This window comes from Alsobacter sp. P4_H11 (genome assembly GCF_056400925.1).
In genome coordinates, this window is sequence record NZ_JBFUKI010000001.1 from 729,423 (window position 1) to 749,734 (window position 20,312).

At 66.9% G+C, this 20,312-nt stretch carries 12 protein-coding genes and 1 pseudogene; 7 read left to right on the forward strand and 6 right to left on the reverse strand.

All coding sequences use genetic code 11. The annotated features are described in order from the left end of the window. Positions 1-12 precede the first annotated feature (12 nt). Both AC1DSZ_RS03365 and tyrS read left to right on the forward strand, forming a co-directional pair. Positions 13-663, forward strand: a complete 651-nt coding sequence (locus AC1DSZ_RS03365) for an alpha/beta hydrolase (RefSeq protein ID WP_476836963.1) — start codon at positions 13-15, stop codon at positions 661-663. Between the two features lie 214 nt (positions 664-877). Then, the gene (gene tyrS / locus AC1DSZ_RS03370; RefSeq protein ID WP_476836964.1) at positions 878-2,140 is read left to right on the forward strand and encodes a tyrosine--tRNA ligase; all 1,263 of its coding nucleotides are present in this window, start codon (positions 878-880) and stop codon (positions 2,138-2,140) included. Between the two features lie 132 nt (positions 2,141-2,272). On the opposite strand, the gene AC1DSZ_RS03375 is transcribed toward tyrS, so the two are convergent. Continuing rightward, the gene (locus tag AC1DSZ_RS03375) at positions 2,273-5,680 is read right to left on the reverse strand and encodes a hypothetical protein (protein ID WP_476836965.1); all 3,408 of its coding nucleotides are present in this window, start codon (positions 5,678-5,680) and stop codon (positions 2,273-2,275) included. A 136-nt stretch (positions 5,681-5,816) separates the two neighbouring features. On the opposite strand from AC1DSZ_RS03375, the gene AC1DSZ_RS03380 reads away from it, so the two are divergent. Both AC1DSZ_RS03380 and AC1DSZ_RS03385 read left to right on the forward strand, forming a co-directional pair. Then, the gene (locus AC1DSZ_RS03380; RefSeq protein ID WP_476836966.1) at positions 5,817-6,287 is read left to right on the forward strand and encodes a peroxiredoxin; all 471 of its coding nucleotides are present in this window, start codon (positions 5,817-5,819) and stop codon (positions 6,285-6,287) included. A gap of 80 nt (positions 6,288-6,367) precedes the next feature. Then, positions 6,368-7,747, forward strand: a complete 1,380-nt coding sequence (locus tag AC1DSZ_RS03385; protein ID WP_476836967.1) for a M23 family metallopeptidase — start codon at positions 6,368-6,370, stop codon at positions 7,745-7,747. A gap of 69 nt (positions 7,748-7,816) precedes the next feature. Here the strand turns inward: AC1DSZ_RS03385 and prfB are convergent. The 3 genes from prfB to AC1DSZ_RS03400 all read right to left on the reverse strand — a co-directional run bounded on the left by prfB (position 7,817) and on the right by AC1DSZ_RS03400 (position 13,041). Continuing rightward, positions 7,817-8,945, reverse strand: a protein-coding gene (gene prfB, locus AC1DSZ_RS03390) for a peptide chain release factor 2 (RefSeq protein ID WP_476836968.1) whose coding sequence is annotated in 2 segments (ribosomal slippage) — positions 7,817-8,875 and positions 8,877-8,945 — 1,128 coding nt in all. Because the reading frame shifts where the segments join, the coding sequence is not laid out codon by codon here. A gap of 126 nt (positions 8,946-9,071) precedes the next feature. Next, positions 9,072-11,480, reverse strand: a complete 2,409-nt coding sequence (locus tag AC1DSZ_RS03395) for a penicillin-binding protein 1A (protein WP_476836969.1) — start codon at positions 11,478-11,480, stop codon at positions 9,072-9,074. A 310-nt stretch (positions 11,481-11,790) separates the two neighbouring features. Further along, positions 11,791-13,041, reverse strand: coding sequence for an N-acetylmuramoyl-L-alanine amidase (locus tag AC1DSZ_RS03400; protein WP_476836970.1), 1,251 nt, complete (start codon positions 13,039-13,041; stop codon positions 11,791-11,793). A 683-nt stretch (positions 13,042-13,724) separates the two neighbouring features. Between AC1DSZ_RS03400 and AC1DSZ_RS03405 the strand changes: the two genes are divergently transcribed. Both AC1DSZ_RS03405 and AC1DSZ_RS03410 read left to right on the forward strand, forming a co-directional pair. Then, positions 13,725-16,745, forward strand: coding sequence for an Rne/Rng family ribonuclease (locus AC1DSZ_RS03405; RefSeq protein WP_476836971.1), 3,021 nt, complete (start codon positions 13,725-13,727; stop codon positions 16,743-16,745). Positions 16,746-16,848: 103 nt separating this feature from the next. Continuing rightward, positions 16,849-17,763, forward strand: a complete 915-nt coding sequence (locus tag AC1DSZ_RS03410) for a phosphatase PAP2 family protein (RefSeq protein ID WP_476836972.1) — start codon at positions 16,849-16,851, stop codon at positions 17,761-17,763. On the opposite strand, the pseudogene AC1DSZ_RS03415 reads toward AC1DSZ_RS03410, so the two are convergent. Further along, a pseudogene (locus tag AC1DSZ_RS03415) lies at positions 17,760-18,006 on the reverse strand (aminotransferase class I/II-fold pyridoxal phosphate-dependent enzyme); the annotation flags it as partial. The gene AC1DSZ_RS03410 and the pseudogene AC1DSZ_RS03415 sit on opposite strands and share 4 nt — an antisense overlap. A 185-nt stretch (positions 18,007-18,191) precedes the next feature. Between AC1DSZ_RS03415 and AC1DSZ_RS03420 the strand changes: the two are divergent. Next, positions 18,192-19,145, forward strand: a complete 954-nt coding sequence (locus AC1DSZ_RS03420; protein WP_476836973.1) for a phosphatase PAP2 family protein — start codon at positions 18,192-18,194, stop codon at positions 19,143-19,145. Here AC1DSZ_RS03420 and AC1DSZ_RS03425 read toward each other — a convergent pair. Continuing rightward, on the reverse strand, positions 19,064-20,257 hold the full coding sequence (locus AC1DSZ_RS03425; RefSeq protein WP_476836974.1) for a pyridoxal phosphate-dependent aminotransferase: 1,194 nt from the start codon (positions 20,255-20,257) through the stop codon (positions 19,064-19,066). The genes AC1DSZ_RS03420 and AC1DSZ_RS03425 overlap by 82 nt on opposite strands. Positions 20,258-20,312 lie beyond the last annotated feature (55 nt).

Below are 20,312 nucleotides of genomic sequence, written 5' to 3' on the forward strand. Positions count from 1 at the left end.
AGGTCGAAGCCCATGCCTGAGGTCATCTTCAACGGTCCCGCCGGCCGCATCGAAGGCCGCTACCACCCGTCGAAGACCAAGGGCGCCCCAATCGCCATCGTGCTGCACCCGCATCCGCAATTCGGCGGCACGATGAACAACCAGATCGTCTACGCGCTGTATTACGGCTTTGTGGAGCGCGGCTTCTCGGCCCTGCGCTTCAACTTCCGGGGCGTCGGCCGCAGCCAGGGCTCCTTCGACCATGGCCAGGGCGAACTCTCGGACGCCGCCGCGGCGCTCGATTGGGCCCAGGCGATCAACCCCGAGGCCCGCGCCTGCTGGATCGCCGGCATCTCGTTCGGCGCCTGGATCGGCATGCAGCTCCTGATGCGCCGCCCCGAGATCGAGGGCTTCATCTCCATCGCGGCCCCGGCCAACCGCTTCGACTTCTCGTTCCTGGCCCCCTGCCCGTCCTCAGGCCTCTTCGTCCACGGCTCGCAGGACCGCGTCGCGCCGATCAAGGACGTGATGAGCGTGATCGAGAAGGTGAAGACCCAGAAGGGCATTCAGATCGAGCACCAGACCGTGGAAGGCGCCAACCACTTCTTCGAGAACAAGACAGAAGACCTGATGGGCGTTGTGGGCACCTATCTCGACAAGCGCCTCGGCCCGAAGGAGGGGTGAGGCCTCTGGGCCTCACATCGACCGAGCCTCGCCGTCATTGCGAGCCGGAGGCGAAGCAATCCAGCCTCAAGGCCCGACAGTCAGGCTGGATTGCTTCGCCTCCGGCTCGCAATGACGCGGCGGGGTCCCAATGAGCGACGGCCCACGCCAGATGCTCCCCGCCTTGCGTCCCCTCGCCTCTCCCCCTAAACCTCCGCCCGCGAGAGGTTTGCCCATGTCCGACGAATTCAAGCCCCAGTCCGAGTTCCTGCGCACCCTTCTGGAGCGCGGCTACGTGCACCAGTGCTCCGACTTTGCGGGGCTGGATGCGCTGGCCGCCAAGGGCGAGGTTACGGCCTATGTGGGTTATGACTGCACGGCGCCGTCGCTGCATGTCGGCAGCCTGATCTCGATCATGATGCTGCACTGGCTGCAGCAGAGCGGCAACAAGCCGATCCCGCTGATGGGCGGCGGCACCACCCGCGTCGGCGATCCCTCGGGGCGCGACGAGACGCGCAAGCTGCTGACGCCCGAGCAGATCGAGGCCAACAAGGACGGCATCAAGCGCGTGTTTGCGCGCTTCCTCCAGTTTGGCGAGGGCAAGACCGACGCCGTGATGATCGACAACGCCGAGTGGCTGACCAAGCTCAACTACATCGACTTCCTGCGCGATGTCGGCCGGCACTTCTCGGTCAACCGCATGCTGTCGATGGATTCGGTGCGCATGCGCCTGGAGCGGGAGCAGGAGCTCTCCTTCATCGAGTTCAACTACATGTGCCTGCAGGGCTACGACTTCGTCGAGCTCAACCGCCGCGCCGGCGTGAACCTGCAGATGGGCGGCTCCGACCAGTGGGGCAACATCGTCACCGGCATCGATCTCGGCCGCCGGATGGGCACGGGGCAGCTCTACGCCCTCACCTGCCCGCTGCTCACGACGTCCTCCGGCGCCAAGATGGGCAAGACCGCCTCCGGCGCGGTTTGGCTCAACGAGGAGCAGCTCTCCGCCTATGACTACTGGCAGTTCTGGCGCAACACCGAGGACGCCGACGTCGGCCGTTTCCTGAAGCTCTACACCACCCTGCCTCTCACCGAGATCGCCCGCCTGGTGGCGCTGGGCGGGGCCGAGATCAACGAGGCCAAGAAGGTGCTGGCCACCGAGGCCACCGCTTTGATGCATGGCCGCGACAAGGCAGAGCAGGCGGCCGAGACCGCGCGCCGCACCTTCGAGGAAGGCGGCGCGGCCGAGACGCTGCCCTCCTTCGAGATCGAAAAGGCCGAACTCTCTGCCGGCCTCGGGGTTCTGTCGGCTTTCGTCAAGGCCGGGCTGGTGCCCTCCACCGGCGAAGCCCGCCGACAGGTGAAGGGCGGCGGCCTGCGCGTCAACGACGTCGCGGTGTCCGACGAGCGCGCGACGCTTTCGGAAGCCGACCTCAACGCCGACGGCGCCGTGAAGCTCTCCTTCGGCCGCAAGAAGCACATGCTGCTGCGGGTGCGGTAAGCCTCGCCGTCATTGCGAGGAGCGCAGCGACGAAGCAATCCAGGCGCAGGGCGAAAGGCTCGGACTTATTGGCCCAGCTTTAGCTGGATTGCTTCGCTTTGCCCGCAATGACGGCGAGGCGCTTGGATCCGCCTACCGCTCCGAAACAGCCGGCGGCGTCGGCGCCGAGCCGGTCACCTCGCCAGGCCCCATCACGCCGAAGAACTTGCGCAGAAAGCCCGGCGCAACGGCCGAGAGCGGGTTGATCGACACGGTCGGCTGGCTCGCCTTGCCGGCGATGCGGAAATTAACCGCGAACAGCCCCTCGTGCTGGCCGCCGCCCAGGATGGGCCCGACGATCGGCACCTGGTTGATGATGTTGTTGAGCCCGTAGGCCGGCACGAAAGTGCCCGAGAAATCCGCCTTGTCACGGTTGAAGTCCATGTAGCCTTCCAGCGTGCCGCCGACGGATTGGCCCCACATGGTGGCGTCGCGGATCGCGAGCTTGCCGCCCCCCACCGAGAAGCCGGATTTCAGCTTGGCGAACGACACCTCGTTCTGCTGGTTCGGCGCGCTGCGGGCGAGCGCGGGCTCGTTCTGCAGCACGAAGCGGTTCACCACCAGCGTGCCGCTCATCTGCGGCGCGGCGCCCGTGAACTGCACCAGCATCGCGCCGCCCTGCATCTTCCGGTAGATGTCGAAGAAGCGGAAAAAGGCGCCAGCGTTGCCGCTCTCGATCACGACGCCGAGCTTGCCCGCCTCATCCCGGGCGAGCTGGCCGGACACCGGCGCCGCGCCGAACCGGGCGGCGAGCCGGAAATCCTTGTAGTCCCCCGCGCGTATGCCGATGCGTCCATCCACGGCGGAGAGCGATTCGCCGTTCAGGCCCACGATGGTCTGCGCCTTGAGGTCGAGGTCAAAGTCGCCCGGACCCGCCATGGGGCTCGCGCCCGGCGCCATCAGGGCCTTCAGGATCGGGCGGGCGTCCACCGAGCCGCCGCGCAGCGACACGCGGGATGATGCGCCCTGGCGTTCGTAGTCGACCCGCATGTCGTCGCCGGCCGAGATCTTCAGCGCCGAAAGCTTGGCGGCCACGAGCCCGCCGTCGTTCGACACACGCAACACGCCCTTGGCCGAGACCGGGCCGGAGCCGTCCAGCACGAAGTCGTCCAGAGTGCTGCCGTCCGCGTCCGTTTCCAGGCGGAACGACGCCTTGGCGGCCTTGCCGGGCGTCTTCACCCAGCCGGGCAGCAGGTCCACGATGCTGGCGCGGGTGAGGTCGAGCTCCACCTTCGGGGCGGCCTTGGGCTGGCCCATGTCCTTCAGCGAGATGCGGGCCTCCACCGGCCCCACCACCTGCGGCAGCTTGATGCCGCGGCGCGCCCGGGCGGCGTCATCCAGCGTCAGCGTGACGACGCCGTCCCCGCCCGCCGCGCCGGCCGGCTGGCGCATGTCGAACTGGGCCGGGCTGCCACCGATCTTCCCCTCGCCCTTGATGACGATACCGGCCTTGTCGTTGAGCAGCGTGAGGTTCGCGCCCTCGAGCTTTTCCTTGCCGAACAGGTTGTCGCCGGACAGGCCCGTGGCGGCGCCCTGCACCTGCACGACCACGTCCGCGGGCTGCAATTCGGCCTGCTGCGGGAACGTGATGGACGCCTTGAGGTCCACATGGCCCTTGGCGTTGGCGAGCTCCAGCGGCGCGGGCACAAAGGGCCGCAGCGCCTCCGCGCGCAAGGCCGCCAGCGTCGCCTCCGCGGTTCCGGACGCGTCGAACGTCACCTTGGCGACGGTCGGGCGCGCGGCCGTGTCGGCCACGTCGTAGCGTCCGTTGGCGAGCACGAGCGGCTGCCCCTGCCCCACGGCTGCAACCGCGCGCTTCACCGAAACCGAAACCGTCTGGCCGGTGACGCGGCCCACGGCCTCGATCTCGGACAGCATCGGCATGCCGGGCGCCGGGCGCATGGTCGCGCCCGAAACGGTGGTCTCCAGCAAAACGGCTTCCACCGGCACCGGCCGCTTGGCGATTGCGTCGGCCAGAACGGCGGGCGACATCGCGGTGCTGTAGCGGAACGCCTGCACGGTTCCGTCCTGGATCGCCCCGACCATGTAGGCGCGCACGTCCGCCGCCGCGAAAGTCGGCCAGAACGCCAGCACTGTCCGCACCGGCATGCGGCTGGTGGTGACGAGGTCGAGCTTCAGGCCCTCGAACCCGTCGGCGCGGCCCAGTACGCCTGTCATCTCGAGCCCGACATTCGGCCCCGCGAGGGCGAGCTTGTCGATCGCGATGCCGCCGAATCCGATCGGGATGCGCGCGCTGAGCGCCCCGGTCTCGATCGGAATGGCTTTCTCCTTGGCGCCTTCGCCGGCCAGCACGGCCCCGGTGGTGGTAAGGTCGAGCCGCCACATGTCGCCATTGTGCGCCGGCGGCGTCATCGCGCCGGAAACGCGAAACCGTGTTTCGCCCGCGTCGACGTCGAGCCCGCGGATCACAGCCGAGCGGCGCGCCGCATCCCAGCCGAAATCGCCCTGGACCTGGTCCACGAACATCGGTTCCGCGTCGGGATCGTCGAACAGCAGCATGGCTTTGCCGCCCGTGATGCGGCCGTCGAGCCCCGCCACGGTGTTGTCCGCCCCCAGCGTCAGGCGCACGCTGGCGTTGATCGGCATGTCGGTGAAGACCGGGATGGCGCCCGGCTCCGCGATGCCGAGCAGGTCGGATACCGCGAGCTTGTCGGTTTCGAGCCCGATGACGCGTTCCTCGCCCTTGCGGCCCTTCAGGCTGAGCGAAGAGGACCATGGCCCGGAGGGGCCATTCGCGGCCAGCGCGAGCCGGCTCTCGGCGTCGGTCACGCGCACATAGCTGAGCGCCAGCCTGTCATAGACCAGCGTGTGTCCCCGGCGGCGGTCGTTGACGCGCAGCCGGCCGTCGCGCACACCGGCCCGCTCGATCACGCCGATCGGGCCGAGCTGCGTGGACAAGGCGTCCAGGATCGAAGCCGGACCGAAGCTCGCGTCGGTCGGCTGTACGGGCGTGGAGAAATCCGGTGCGTCCGAGCCCGAGGCGGATACGGAAACCGATCCGTCCGGATCGATCGTGAGCGCAACCGCGAGGCCGACGAAATCGATATGGCGCGGGACCAGCCTGCCCAGCGCCAACGAGCCGATGTCAAATCCGATCTCGGCTTCCGGTGCGGCCACCACGAGGTTGCCCTTCCCGTCCCGGATGGTCACTCCGGTGACGGACAGGATCGGCGCGTCGGTCCATTCCAGCTGCGCGTGCTGGACGTCGACGTCGTAGCCGTTGCCAAATTGCTGCTCGAGCGCGACCGAAACGCGTTCGGCGAAGCTGTCGAACGAGAGCGGCCCCTCCTTGAGGCGCCAGGCCAATCCGCCGAGCGCGATGGCGGCAAGCAGAACGAGGCCGGCCACGCCACCCAGCATGATCGCCAGAATGCGTCCCCCACGGCCACGCTGGCCGCCGCCGCTGGCGCGGTCGCGCGCCGGCTTGCGCCGGCAGGCCCGCGTGACACGGCGGGCTATGGGGGTTCCCTCAACGGCCATTCAGGATCGTAGCGCCTGTTCTCTCGCTTCACAGCGTCTGTCTGGCCGGCATGGTTCCGTCGCCGGCGGGAATCATCCGGCGCGCCGGTTCGGTCGTAAGGTAAGAGTCATGCCGATTCGACGAAAGGAAGGCGACATGCCGGAAAAATTGCAGGTGGGTAAAGCAGCGCCGGACTTCACCCTGCCGCGAGACGGGGGCGGCTCGGTCTCGCTGGCCGATCTGAAGGGCAAGAAGCTGGTGCTCTATTTCTACCCGAAGGATGACACGTCCGGCTGCACCAAGGAGGCGATCGCCTTCAACGGCATGCGGGCCGATTTCGCGGCGGCCGGGGCCGAAATCGTCGGCGTCTCGGCCGACAGCGTCGCCAGCCACGACAAGTTCAAGGCCAAGTACGAGCTCGGTTTCCCGCTCGCCTCCGACGAAGAGAAGAAGATGCTGGAGGCCTATGGGGTCTGGGTCGAGAAGAGCATGTATGGCCGTAAATACATGGGCATCGAGCGCACCACGGTGCTGATCGACGCCGACGGCAAGGTCGCGCGCGTCTGGGACAAGGTGAAGGTGCCCGGCCACGCCGAAGAGGTGCTCGAAGCGACGCGGAAGGCTTGATCCTCCCGTCCTTTGCGGATGATTAACCTTAATCGTTTTCAATGCTCGCGGGGCCCAGTCTCGGCCCTGCGAGGTTCGCGATGGCTTCTGAGTCTTCCTATGCGTCCGGCGACGTCTCACGCAGGCTAGTGTTCGCGGTCGAGAGCCGCGCAGGCGCCAGGCGCATCGAGGTCAAGCGCGGCGTCGCGGTCGCCGGCTCGGCAGTAGCGGGGCTCTTCGTGCTCTGGTCGGTCGGCGCGACGGCCTATATCGCGTTCCGGGAAGACATCCTCGGCGGCCTCATGTCCCGCCAGACGCAAATGCAATACGCCTATGAGGACCGGATCGCGGCGCTGCGCACCAGCATCGACCGGCTCACAAGTCGCCAGCTGCTCGACCAGGACTCATTCGAAGGAAAGGTCCAGGAGCTAATTGCCCGGCAGGCGCAGCTCGAAAATCGTCAGGCCGTGGTGGCCTCGCTGGCGACCCAGTTCGAAGCGCAGTCGAAAAGCGCTCCCGTCGAGACGGCGCGGACCGGCGTCTCGCTCCCGCCCGTGCTCTTCGCCCCCAAGGCCCAGGGAGGCCCGCTGCCGGCCGGAACGTCGGCTTTCGCGCCGGTGGACGCCGAGAAGCCCAAGCCCTCCGTGGAGCCCGCCCCGGCGGTCGACGCCATGCCTCTGCGCGGTACCAGCGCGGACGCGCGGCTCAAGACGCCGCCGGCCGACGCCGCCCGAACCGCGTCCATGTTCCCCGAAGCCGGCTTCCTGAAGAGCGGCCCGGTGCAGAACCAGCTCTCGGCCTTGGGCGCCAAGCTCGCCCGGCTGGACGCCAACCAGCTGCAGGCCCTGTCGCGCCTGGAAGCCCAGGCCAGGGCGTCCACCACCCGCTACCAGTCCGTGATCGCCGAGCTCGGACTGCAGCCGAGCCGCTTCGAATCCTTCGCCGCCCAGGGTGGTCCCCTCGTTCCGGTGAAGGTCGGGCCCGGCGCTGGCCCCTTCGAGTCGCTGGCCGCCCGCCTCCAGGGCACATTGGCGGACGGCGCGCGCTTAAAGCGCGTGGTCGATTCGCTGCCGGTGCGCCGGCCGCTGAAATCCGAGATGGATCAGACATCCTCGTTCGGCTACCGCACCGACCCGTTCACCCGCGGACTGGCGCTCCACACGGGCGTCGACCTGCGCGACGAGGCCGGCGCGGCGGTGCGCCCCACCGCGCGCGGCGTCGTTACGCTGGCGGAGTGGAGCGGCGGCTACGGCAACATGGTCGAGGTCGATCATGGCGCCGGCATCGTCACCCGCTACGCACACCTCTCGGCCATCCTCGTGTCCGATGGCCAGGAGGTGACGCCCGCGACCGTGATCGGCCGCGTCGGCTCCACGGGACGCTCCACCGGGCCGCATCTGCACTATGAAACCCGCATCGACGGGCAGCCGGTCGACCCTGTGCGCTACCTGCGGATGGCCGCCCGGCTCGGGCCGCTCTGACATGATCGCACGTCCGAACGAAAAAAGCCGGCGAGAGCCGGCTTTTCCGTGTCGGGCGCGGAAGCGGCGTCAGTCGATGTCCTGCACCTCTTCGCCGCCGCCGTAGACGCGCTGCGCCAGCGCGGCTTCCATGAACGGGTCGATCTCGCCGTCCAGCACGTCGCCCGGGCTGGTGGACTGCGTGCCGGTGCGCAGGTCCTTTACGAGCTGGTAGGGCTGCAGCACATAGGAGCGGATCTGGTGGCCCCAGCCGATGTCGGTCTTCGACGCGGCTTCGGCGTTCGCCTTCTCCTCGCGCATCTGCAGCTCGCGCTCGTACAGGCGGGCGCGCAGCATGTCCCACGCCTTGGCGCGGTTCTTGTGCTGCGAGCGCTCCTGCTGGCAGGCCACCACGATGCCGGTCGGGTTATGCGTGATGCGCACGGCCGAGTCGGTGGTGTTGACGTGCTGGCCGCCCGCGCCCGACGACCGGAAGGTGTCGATGCGGCAATCGCTTTCCTTGATGTCGATCTGGATGCGATCGTCGATCACCGGATAGACCCACACGGATGCGAAGCTGGTGTGGCGGCGTGCGTTGGAGTCGAAGGGCGAGATGCGCACCAGCCGGTGCACGCCCGACTCGGTCTTGGACCACCCATAAGCGTTGTGGCCCTTGATCAGGAGCGTCGCGCCCTTGATGCCGGCCTCTTCGCCGTCCGCGATGTCGACGATCTCGACCTTGTAGCCCCGCCGCTCGGCCCAGCGCGTGTACATGCGCATGAGCATGTTGGTCCAATCCTGGCTCTCGGTGCCGCCGGCGCCGGAATGGACTTCGAGATAGGCGTCGTTCTGGTCCGCTTCGCCGGAAAGGAGCGTCTCGATCTGCCGGCGGGCCGCTTCGGCCTGCACGTTGCGGATCATCTGCTCGCCCTCGCCGACCGCCGAGGGATCGCCCTCGGTCTCGCCGAGATCGATGAACATCACGGCGTCATCGAGCTCGCGTTCGAGCCGCGCGATCGAGCCGAGCCGGTCTTCCAGATCGGTGCGCTCGCGCATCACCTTCTGGGCCGCGTCGGCGTCGTTCCAGAGATTGGGGTCCTCGGCCTTGGCGTTCAGCTCCGCCAGGCGACGCGTTGCTGCGTCGAAGTCAAAGATGCCTCCTCAGCAGTCCCACGGACTGCTTGGCGGATTCGAGCAGAGATTCGATCTCGGCGCGCATGAAACTCTCTTGCTGGATGGAGACGCGGCCTGGCCGCGCCCGGAATGGTGAAGCGCGGCCGGAGCCTCGCTCGCTGGCGGATAGGTAGCGATGCCGGTCGAGGGTGTAAAGGCGGCGGGATCGGGCTCAGTAGAGCCCGCCTGTCCCAGCCCCCACCGACTGGCCGCCCTCGCCTCCGCCGCCGCCGCCGGAGCCGATCACCGAGAAGGTGTCGGGCGGCGCCGTGCCGGGCTTGAACGCCTCCAGGATGCCGCCCTGATCGTTGGTTCCGGCGCGCAGGCCTGTCGAGCCCGCGACGCGGATCAGCTTGATGCCCGGCGGCACGCGGAACGGCGTTGCGGGCTTGTCGGCCAGCGCCACCTTCATGAAGTCGCGGAAGATCGGGGCCGCGTACTGGCCGGCCGTGGCCGAGTTGCCGAGGGAGCGCGGCTTGTCGTAGCCCATGTAGACGCCCACCGCGAGATCGGGCGAGAAGCCAACGAACCACACGTCCTTGGCGTCGTTGGTGGTGCCCGTCTTTCCGGCGAGCGGCTTGCCGACTTCCTTCACCACCGTGGCGGTGCCGCGCTGCACGACGCCTTCCAGCATCGAGACGACCTGGTAGGCGGTGAGCGGGTCCAGCACCTGCTCGCGCTTGTCGATCAGCTTGGGCTCGTTCTGGCCGGCGAACTTCTCCGAATCGCAGCCGACGCACTGGCGCTCGTCATGCTTGAAGATCGTGCCGCCCCAGCGATCCTGGATGCGGTCGATCAGCGTCGACTTGATGCGCTTTCCGCCGTTCACGAACATCGAATAGGCGGTGACCATCCGCATCACGGTGGTTTCGCCCGCGCCGAGCGACATGGCCAGCACGGGCAGCATGTCGTCATAGACGCCAAAGCGCTTGGCGTATTCGGAGATCAGCGGCATGCCGACGTCCTGCGCCAGCCGAACCGTCATCAGGTTCTTGGAGTGCTCGATGCCGTAGCGCAGCGTGTGCGGCCCGCCGGACTTGCCGTCATAGTTCTCCGGCCGCCAGATTTCCTGGCCCGGGCCCATGTCGATCTCGATCGGCGAATCCATCACCACCGAGGACGGCGTGTAGCCGTTGTCGAGCGCCGTCGCGTACACGAACGGCTTGAACGACGAACCCGGCTGGCGCATCGCCTGCGTGGCGCGGTTGAACTTCGACTGGTCGAACGAGAAGCCGCCCACCATCGCGAGCACGCGGCCCGTATAGGGGTCCATCGCCACCAGCGCGCCCGAGATCTCGGGCAGCTGGCGGAGGCGGAACTGGCCGCCCGCGACCGGCTCCACATACACCACGTCGCCCACCGCGAAGAGCTGGCGAACCGGCTTGCGGGTCCATTTCGCGCCCTCGTTGTTCAGGGTCGCGGTTTCGCGGTCGCGCTCGATCTGGCCGGAGGGATCACGCTTGGGCTGCAGGCCGAGCCGCGCGACGTCGCCGTTCACGTCCAGCACCACGGCGAGCCGCCAGGGCTGCACGTCGCCCAGCGCCGGAACCTCGCCCAGCGGCGGGCCCCAATCCTTGCCGGTGATCTCGAGCCGCTGGATCGCGCCGCGCCAGCCATGCGCCTCGTCGTAGCGCACGAGGCCGTCCGCCAGCGTCTTGCGGGCGACGAGCTGCAGCTTCGGATCCAGCGTGGTGCGAACCGAAAGGCCGCCCTCGTAGAGCTTCTTCTCGCCGTAGCGGTCGGCCAGCTCGCGCCGCACTTCCTCGGCGAAGAAGCCCGCCATGTAGGAATTCGGCGAAAGCTGCCGCGGATTGACGTTGAGCGGCTCCTTCTTGGCCGCCGCGCCGTCCTCGCGCGACACGTAGCCGTTCTCGACCATGCGATCGACCACGTAGTTGCGGCGATCGATCGCCTTCTCGCGGTTGCGGAACGGGTGAAGGTCGCTGGGCGCCTTGGGCAGCGCCGCCAGATAGGCGGCTTCTGCCAGCGTCAACTCATGCACCGACTTGCCGTAGTAGTTCAGCGCGGCGGCCGCGACGCCGTAGTTGCCGAGCCCAAGGTAGATCTCGTTCATGTAGAGTTCGAGGATCTTGTCCTTGGTGTAGGTGCTCTCGATCCGTAGCGCGAGCAGCAGCTCCTTGATCTTGCGATCAAACGTCTGCTCGTTGGACAGCAGGAAGTTCTTGGCCACCTGCTGGGTGATCGTCGAGGCGCCCTGCGGCCGCTGGCCCTTGTCCTTCTTGATCAGGAACACGGCCGCGCGCGCGATGCCCTCGGGGTCTACGCCCGGGTGCTTGTAGAAATTCTTGTCCTCGGCCGACAGGAAAGCCGCGATCACGAGCTTCGGCACGGCCTGGATCGGGATGAACATGCGCCGTTCGCGCGAATATTCCGCCAGCAGGCTGCCGTCGCCCGCATGCATGCGGGTCATCACGGCGGGTTCGTGATTGGCGAGCTGCGTGTAGTCGGGCAGGTCCTGCGAATATTTCCACAGCACGAAGCCGACGGCGCTGGCGCCGACAATGAACAGGATCGCGCTTGCCGTGAACAGGAAGCCGATCAGCCGAAGTACATACCGCATGCGTGGCGTCGTCCGCTTTCGTCCTGGGGGCCGGCCGCTCTGGCCAGCTCCGCCACGGCCTGGCTGAACGAACCCGTCCAGCCCCGGCCTGCCTCATCTCTCACGCAACCGAACAGGCGGCCTTGTGGCCGGTCCCTCTCACAAGGACGAGGATGCGCCTTCAGCCCCGGGCGCAACCAGAGCCCACGCCCCCGGGCGGGCCCCTGTCGAGCGCCAATCTACACGCAGCCGCGCCTCGCCGCATCCCGAAACGGAACGCAGGCGCACCCTGCGGCCGCACTGTGTTGAAAACGCGACGACCTTGCGGATGTCAAGGAAGAACAGGCGCGCCTTGCTGGGCAAGGCGGGGCGCCAGGAACGCCGTGATGGCGGCCGAGATCGACTCCGTCGCCTTGTCGCGCCAGGCGTCGGCGGTCAGGAGTTCGACGTCGCTCTTGCTGGAGAGGTAGCCGAGCTCCACCAGAACGGACGGCACGTCGGGCGCGCGCAGCACCCAGAAGCCGGCGGAGCGGTGGGGATTCTTGTTGAGGCGCGCCGCGGCCGTCATCTTGCCCACCAGTGTACGGGCGAAGAGATGCGAGTAGGTCCGGGTCTCGCGCCGGGTCAGGTCGCCCAGGATTCCGGCGACTTCCTCGGCGCCCACCTCGGCGTCCACGCCGGCGACGCTGTCGGCCTTGTTTTCCGATTCGGCAAGCCGCGCCGCCTCGGCGTCGGAGGCCCGGTCCGCGTTCGTGTACACCGTGAGCCCGCGCACCTCCGGGCTGGCCTGCACGGTGTCGGCGTGAATGGAGACGAACAGGCTGGCGCTGTTGTCCTTGGCGATGCGCACCCGGTCTCGCAGCGAAATGAAGGTGTCGTCCTCGCGGGTGATCACCACGCGGTAGCGGCCATTGCGCTCCAGCTTCACCTTCAGGTCGCGGGCGAACGCCAGCACCACGTCCTTCTCGACCGTATGCGCCACCCCGATCGCGCCGGTGTCGATGCCGCCATGGCCCGGATCGAGCACCACCACGGGGCGCTTGTCCGCGCCCGCCCGCAGCGCCGGCGTGGTCGGCTCGGGCGACGAGGCCCTGTCGGCCGCGGCCGTGCGGGTGAAGACGTCGCGCTCGGCTTTCTTGAGGTCCAGCACCAACGCATTGGCGGCGCCGCCCATCAGGCTCTCGTTGGCGACCCGGACGGGCAGCGCCGGCGAGGCGAGATCGATCACCACGCGCGAGCGGCCAGGGCCCATCATGCCGTAGCGGAAGGACTTCACGAGCCCCCTCGCCTTTCGGCCGGCGTCGGGCGGCATCTGGAAATTCACCTCGGGCAGGTCGATCACGAGCCGGTCGGGCTTCTCCAGCACCTTGACCGAGGGCTCTACCGCTGACGACAACGTGAAGGTGAGCCGCGTGGCGCTCTGGTCGCCCGTCACCTGCGCGTCGATCGCGACTGGAGCGGGCGTTTTCGTCGCCGCCGGCTGAGGCTCGGCCGCAACGGCGCTGGTCGCCGGAAGCGCTAGAAGCAGCGCAGCGCCCCAAAGGGCTGCTCGCGTCAGGCGTTTCCAACGGTTGCCGGGCATTCCATGGTCCTGTTCGCGCAACGAAGCGGCCGTGTTCGTATCCCGTTCATAGGCTATAGGGCGATTGAGGTTAACCAATCCTCACGACCCCGATCCGGTTTCCGGCCGGCAAGTGGCGAGCGCGACACACTCGTATAAATGCTTGCCAGATTCGGGTTTTCGCCTTTATGAGAAAAGGGTCACGTCTCCCCGTCGCCCGCGGGAGCGCCTCGACAGAGAGGCTTTGCGCGGGAACCGGTTCTTGGCCGCCAAGGCTTTCGCCGAAGCGCGCCAGTTTTTCCGGCGACAACCTCAGCGACGTGGCGTCAGAGCCTCGCATGCGGTTTTCCGGTCGAGGCGCCACGGCCGACAACAGCGCCCTTCCCAAGGTCCGCCTCCGTTCGTCGGCCCCCGAAAAAAGGTACCGAGGTCGTGGCGTGAGCAGTGTGCTCCGGACCCGTCGAGAGCTTCAGACCGCGGTCGTCGCAGGACGCCCGCCGTTTCTCCGTCGGATTCGCCATCGGCCCCTTCTTTCCAGCGCATGTTCAACCCACGCCGGCCTCCGGCGCAAACTGAGCGCTGATCCCCGTTCCGTTCGTTCTCTCGTCGCCCCCTTTCCGCCGCCGTCCGTTGTGGACGCACGGCTCTTCTTGCTTGCGACGAGACTGATCGGTCCACGGGAGCAGCGCCAATGAGAGATCCTCATGGCCAACAAGATGCTCATCGACGCCTCGCACCCGGAAGAGACCCGGGTCGTGGTGGTCCGCGGTAATCGCGTCGAAGAATTCGATTTCGAGTCCGCCAACAAGAAGCAGCTCCGCGGGAACATCTATCTCGCCAAGGTGATCCGCGTGGAGCCCTCGCTCCAGGCCGCCTTCGTGGACTACGGCGGCAACCGCCATGGCTTCCTGGCCTTCAGCGAGATCCACCCTGACTACTACCAGATCCCGGTCGCCGACCGTCAGGCGCTGATCGAGGAAGAAGCCCGCCACGAGCGCGACACCGACGAGGCCGAGGAAAACGGCCGTCGCAATCGCCGTCGCGGCAAGGGCGGCAAGCCGGCCCGCCGCTCCGGCGGCCAGCACGGCGACGCCACCGTGACCGAGGATGCGCCCGTCGTCGACGTCGACGCCGCCAGCGCGGTCGGCGCGCAGGAGGAAGCCTCCGGCGACTCGCACGAGAACGACGCCAACGAGCAGGATCGTCACGAGCACGAAGGTCCCGAGGCCGTCGATCCGTCCGCCGCCACCGAGGAGCCGCCCGTTCGCAGCGAAAGCGAGCAGGACGAGGCGTCGCACCACGACGACGGTCGGGACGACCACAACGACGACCATGGCGACGACGAGCACGCCGAGGGTGACGAGAACGGCGAGCCCCGCCATGTGATCGAGCAGGTCGGCGCCGGCGACGCGCTGGAGGAGCTGCCGGAGCGTCCGCGCGCCTCGCGCCGCCAGTACAAGATCCAGGAAGTCATCAAGCGCCGCCAGGTGCTGCTCGTGCAGGTCGTCAAGGAAGAGCGCGGCAACAAGGGCGCGGCGCTCACCACCTACCTGTCGCTGGCGGGCCGTTACTCGGTCCTGATGCCCAATACCGGGCGTGGCGGCGGCATCTCCCGCAAGATCACCGACTCGGTGGACCGCAAGCGCCTGAAGGCCGTCGCCCAGGAGCTCGAGGTTCCGGAGGGGATGGGCGTCATCCTGCGCACGGCCGGCGCCTCGCGCACCAAGACCGAGATCAAGCGCGACTTCGAATACCTGATGCGCCTGTGGGAGACTGTGCGCGAGCTGACGCTGCAGTCGTCCGCCCCGGCGCTCACCTATGAGGAAGGCTCGCTCGTCAAGCGCGCGATCCGCGACCTCTACAACAAGGACATCGACGAGGTGCTCGTCGCCGGCGAAGGCGCCTACAAGGACGCCAAGGACTTCATGCGCATGCTCATGCCGAGCCATGCCAAGAACGTGAAGCCCTACCGCGACGTGCAGCCGCTCTTCGCCCGCTTCGGCGTGGAGGCGCAGCTCGACGCCATGTTCTCCAACCAGGTGACGCTGAAGTCCGGCGGCTACATCGTCATCAACCAGACCGAGGCGCTGGTCGCCATCGACGTGAACTCGGGCCGCGCCACGCGCGAGCACAACATCGAGGACACGGCCACCAAGACCAACTGCGAGGCGGCCGACGAAGTCGCCCGCCAGCTGCGCCTGCGCGATCTCGCCGGCCTCATCGTGATCGATTTCATCGACATGGAGGAGAACCGGAACAATCGCACCGTGGAGCGCCGCCTCAAGGACGCTCTCAAGAATGATCGCGCCCGCATCCAGGTCGGCCGCATTTCGCCCTTCGGCTTGATGGAGATGTCGCGCCAGCGCATCCGCACCGGCGTGCTGGAAGGCTCCACGGTTCCATGCCCGCATTGCGCCGGCGCCGGCATCGTGCGCGCCACCCCGTCCATCGCGCTGCATGTGCTGCGCGCCGTGGAAGAGATGCTGATCAAGAGCAACTCGCACCATCTGCTGGTCCGCACCGGCACGGACGTGTGCCTCTACATCCTCAACCAGAAGCGCAGCCACCTGCGCGGGTTGGAGGACCGGTTCGGCGTCGACATCACCATCCTCGCCGATGACGCGCACACCAGCGGCACGCACGCCTTCGCGATCGAGCGCGGCGAGCTGATCACCAACCCGCGTCCCATCGTGATCTCGCCCGTGATCGTCGACAGCGTCGACCTGGACGACGAGATCGAGGACGACATCGAGGACGAAGTCGAGGAGACCGAGGACGAGGGCGAAGTCGCCGACGTCGAGGTCCGCGAGGATCGCGCGCCGCGCCAGGATCGTGGCCGTCGCGAGCGCGGCGGACGCGGCGAGCGGGCGCCCCGCGAAGGCGGCGAGCGCGCTCCCCAGGAGCGTGGCCCCGCGCCGGAGCGTGGACCTGCGCCCGAGCGCGACGAGTTGCGCGCGGACGGCGACAGCGAGGGCGGACGCCGCAGGCGTCGGCGTCGGCGTCGGCGTGGCGGACGCGGCGGCGAGGGCCGGCCGGAGGTTTACGGCGCCGATGGCGCCCCGATGCCGGTCGATGCGCCCCAGCCCGAGGTGACGGGCGCGCCGTTCGGCGGCACGCACACCTATGAGCCCGACAGCGTCGCCGACGACGCCACGACGCAGGACCTCGCCATGAACGAGGCCGAGGCCGGCCTCACCGTGCCTTCCGCCGACGAGGAGGCCAATGGCCGCCGCCGCCGCGGACGCCGGGGTGGACGTCGCCTGCGCGGCGATCGCGCCGAAGAGGCCGGGACCGAGGCCCCGGCATCGAGCGCCGAGGACGAGTCGCTGACCCTGGCTTCCGAAGCCGCCGTCGCGGACGAAGCCGTGAGCGAGCCCGCCGTCGAGGCGCCCGCCAAGCCGGCCCGCAAGCCGCGCGCCCCGCGCCGCACCAAGGCCAGCATCGCGGCCGAGGCCGCCGCCGCCGAAGCCGCGGCTGCCGCGCCCGAAGCCGCCGAGGTTCCGGCCGAAGCGCCGCAGCCGGCCGCCCCCGTCGCAGCTCCTGCTCCGGCGCCCGCCATGGCGGCCGCCCGGGCTCCCGAGCCCGTGGTCACCGCCGCCGCCCCGGAGCCGCAGCCCGAGCCCGAGCCCGTCACCACCGAACCGGTGGTGTTCGGCGCCGAGCCCGCCGCCCCCCGCAAGGCCGGTTGGTGGGCCAAGGCCAAGTCCGCCATCTCGGGCGGCTGAGATCAGCTTTACAAAGATCAACGAAGGGGGCCTCAGACGAGGCCCCTTTTTTGTTTTTTAATAGGCATATGGCAGTGCTGATCTAGGGATCAGAGAGCCTAAAATGCTAAACATCAATGCCTTTTCGCTTGTAGTCTTCGGCTTCGGACAGGCGATCGCTTGGTCGATCGCCGCGAGCGTCGGGCTCGACGTTTTCGACAAGTTTCTGACCCTCCTTCATTTGACCTTCGCTGCAGTGTTGCTGACCTGGCTGGCGATGCGGATCGATACGCCCCTGCTTCGCAAAGTTTGCAATTGGATGATCGGGGTGTTGCTCCTGGCCTGGGCGACGACAGCCGTGCTCACCACTATCTACGCGGGAGCCACTCTGGCGATGCCGCTCCGGGACGAGTGGTTTACCGCGGTTGATCGGGCAGTCGGTTTCGACTGGCGTATCTGGGGCCCTGCGCTTTACCGCCAGCAAACGGCGACCGCGGTCATGAACCTGATCTACAACTGTTTTCCGGCTTTGGTAGCATTGCCGATCCTGCTGTTTCCGCTCTTGATCCGAGGCGACGTGGCCGAGCGCTATCTGCTCAGTTATGTGATTGCAGGGACTTGCACCGCGCTGATTGCAACGATTGCTCCAGCTTTATCGGCCGCCACCCACCTTGGTCCCGAAGCCGTGAGAGACAGCACGCTTCAATACTCAACCGGACTTGGGCCGCTAATCCTGTCGCTTCGGAATGGTACGCTCACACGTGTGGAGGAGTGGGTTGGATTCGTTAGCTTTCCGTCATTCCATACCGCCGGTTCAGTGATCGCGGCGGCCTCCCTCGGCTCGATTCGCCAACTGAGGGTCGCCGCCTGGCTCTTCGCCAGTTGCGAAATCCTGGGCGCCGTCTGGATCGGCGGCCATTACCTCGTCGATATCCCAGCCGGCATGGCGGTGGCCGTGTTTTCATTGTGGGCTGCGCGTCGGATCCAACAACTCAATCCGACAGCCCTCGTCCGGCAAACTGCCGCGCAAGCCTCTTAGCCCCTCAGAAACCCGCCCAGCCGCTTGACCGCCTCCCGGCAGGTCTCCTCTGAGCCCGCGAACGACAGCCGCATGTAGCGGCTGCCCCGCAACGGGTCGAAATCCAGCCCCGGCGTCACGGCGACGCCGGTTTCGTCCAGGCCGGCGGCAAAACGCGATCGAGTCATTCATGTAGCGGCCGACATCCGCATAGACGTAGAAGGCGCCGTCCACCGGCAGGAAGTCCGGCAAGCCGATGCAAGGGCGAGTCCGCTCTCTGGGGCTGAACACCAATGCAGGAAAATGACGAGGAGCGCGCCTGCGGATCGTTCGGCGAGTCACTGTCCCTGCCTACGCCAGACGAACGGCAAATGAAACTAATTGATAAAAAATAATATAAATTTTACCTTAAATCAGAAATATAGCCCGAGATTTAGCATTGGGCCATCATGTCCGTACCATTTACGTTGTTTGTTTTGGGCCTCCCAATATTTTTTTGGGCGTACCTGGCATTTTCAATAGAATTTTTCCTTAATCCGGAACAATTAGCCAAGATCGCCTGGTTCCTTATTGGCCCCATCGGCTACTTGGTAGCCGACAAATATGCAGAACACCTTCGGGTCTACTTTAAAAGCCTCACCTTTTTATTGTTATTGTCCGGGCTCGGACTAGGCGCAACTATGGTTGCAACGGCGGCAGGCCTACCTTATCTGGATGCTACATTTTTGTCGGCTGATCGTAGCATTGGCTTCGAATGGACTACTGTTGTACAAACAATTGGGCAAAACCAGATTTTGTCTGAGATCTTAGCGAGATCGTATGAAATATTCGATTTCAGTATGCCTGCCGCATTCTTGATCGTGACGATATGGAGCACTGAAGAACACATCCATCGATTAACGCTGATTTATTTTATATTACTAAATATAACCGCATTTGGCGCATTAGTTGCACCCTGCGTTTCGGTGCCTCCGTTCTTGAGTCTTCCAGGCCAGATCGGCTTCGTAACGCTCGAAATTCCTCACCGATCAGCAGTCGTTGTAGAATCTCTGCGCAATGGCGGCCACAGGGACTTCCCTGAACTTATCGGCGTCGTAACGATGCCGTCCTTCCACGTTGCCGGAACAACCGTGTTTGTTTGGGCGGTATGGCCGATCATAAAGCGCACCGTAGGACGGATTGTATTACTAACGTTAGCAGCTTTGGTAATATTGTCGGCGGTGCCGTTCGGCGGTCATTACGTGGTGGATCTACTCGCAGGGTTCGCCGTTACCGTTGCCGCAATAATGCTCACCGGCCATGTACGCCAAAGCACTTTGTTTCAGAAACTCAAAAACCCGCCCAGCCGCCTCACCGCTTCCCGGCAGGTCTCCTCTGAGCCCGCGAACGACAGCCGCATGTAGCGGCTGCCCCGCGCCGGGTCGAAATCCAGCCCCGGCGTCACGGCGACGCCGGTTTCGTCCAGGATCCGGCGGCAAAACGCGAGCGAGTCATTCGTGTAGCGGCCCACATCCGCATAGACGTAGAACGCGCCGTCCACCGGCAGGAAGTCCGGCAGGCCGATGCGCGGCAGCTCCTCCAGCAGCATGCTCCGGTTGCGGGCATAGCCGGCCTTCACGGCCTCGAGCTCCTCGGTGGCCGAGAACGCTGCCTCGGCGGCGACCTGGCTCAAATAGGGCACGGAAATGAACAGGCTCTGCGCCAGCCTCTCGATGGGGCGCACCAGCGCCTCCGGAACCACCATCCAGCCGACGCGCCAGCCAGTCATGCAGTAATATTTCGAGAAGCTGTTGATCACCACGGCGTCCGGGTCGAACCGCAGCGCGGTCTCGGCCGGGCGCTCATAGGTCAGCCCGTGATAGATCTCGTCCGACACGAACCAGAGCCCGAGCTCGCCGCAGACCCGGCCAAGATCGGCCAGGGCCTCCCGGCTCATCATCGTCCCCGACGGATTGGCCGGGCTCATCGCCAGCACGCCCCTGAGCGGCCGCTCTGCATGGGCGCGCTGGATAGCCTCGCCGGTCATCGCCCACCCGGTCGCCGCCGTGGTCTCGATCTCGACCGGCTCCACGCCAAGCGCCTTCAGGACGTTGCGATAGGCCGGATAGCCCGGCGCGCTGATGGCGACGCGGTCGCCCGGGTCGAACATCGCCAAAAACGACAGGATGAACCCGCCCGAAGAGCCCGTGGTCACCACCACGCGCTCGGCCGGCACAGCGACCCCATAAGTCTCGCCGTAGTGCCGCGCGATGCGCTCGCGCAGCGACGGCAGGCCCAGCGCCTCCGTGTAGCCGATGCGCCCTCGCGCCAGAGCGGCCGAGGCGGCTTCCACGACTCGGCGCGGCGCCGGCGCGCCGGGCTGCCCCACCTCCATGTGCAGCACGCTGTCGCCGGCGCTTTCCTTGATGTTGGCGGCCGCCAGCACGTCCATGGCCAGGAACGGCTCCACGGCGCTGCGGGCCGAAACCTGCAGGGCCGCGCCGGAGCGCGCCGGGGTCGGGGAGTTCTTCGCCATGGGGCCGCCGTGTTTGCGGGGCATAGGGGCCGGCCTCGCGGCGGCCCCGCCCCAT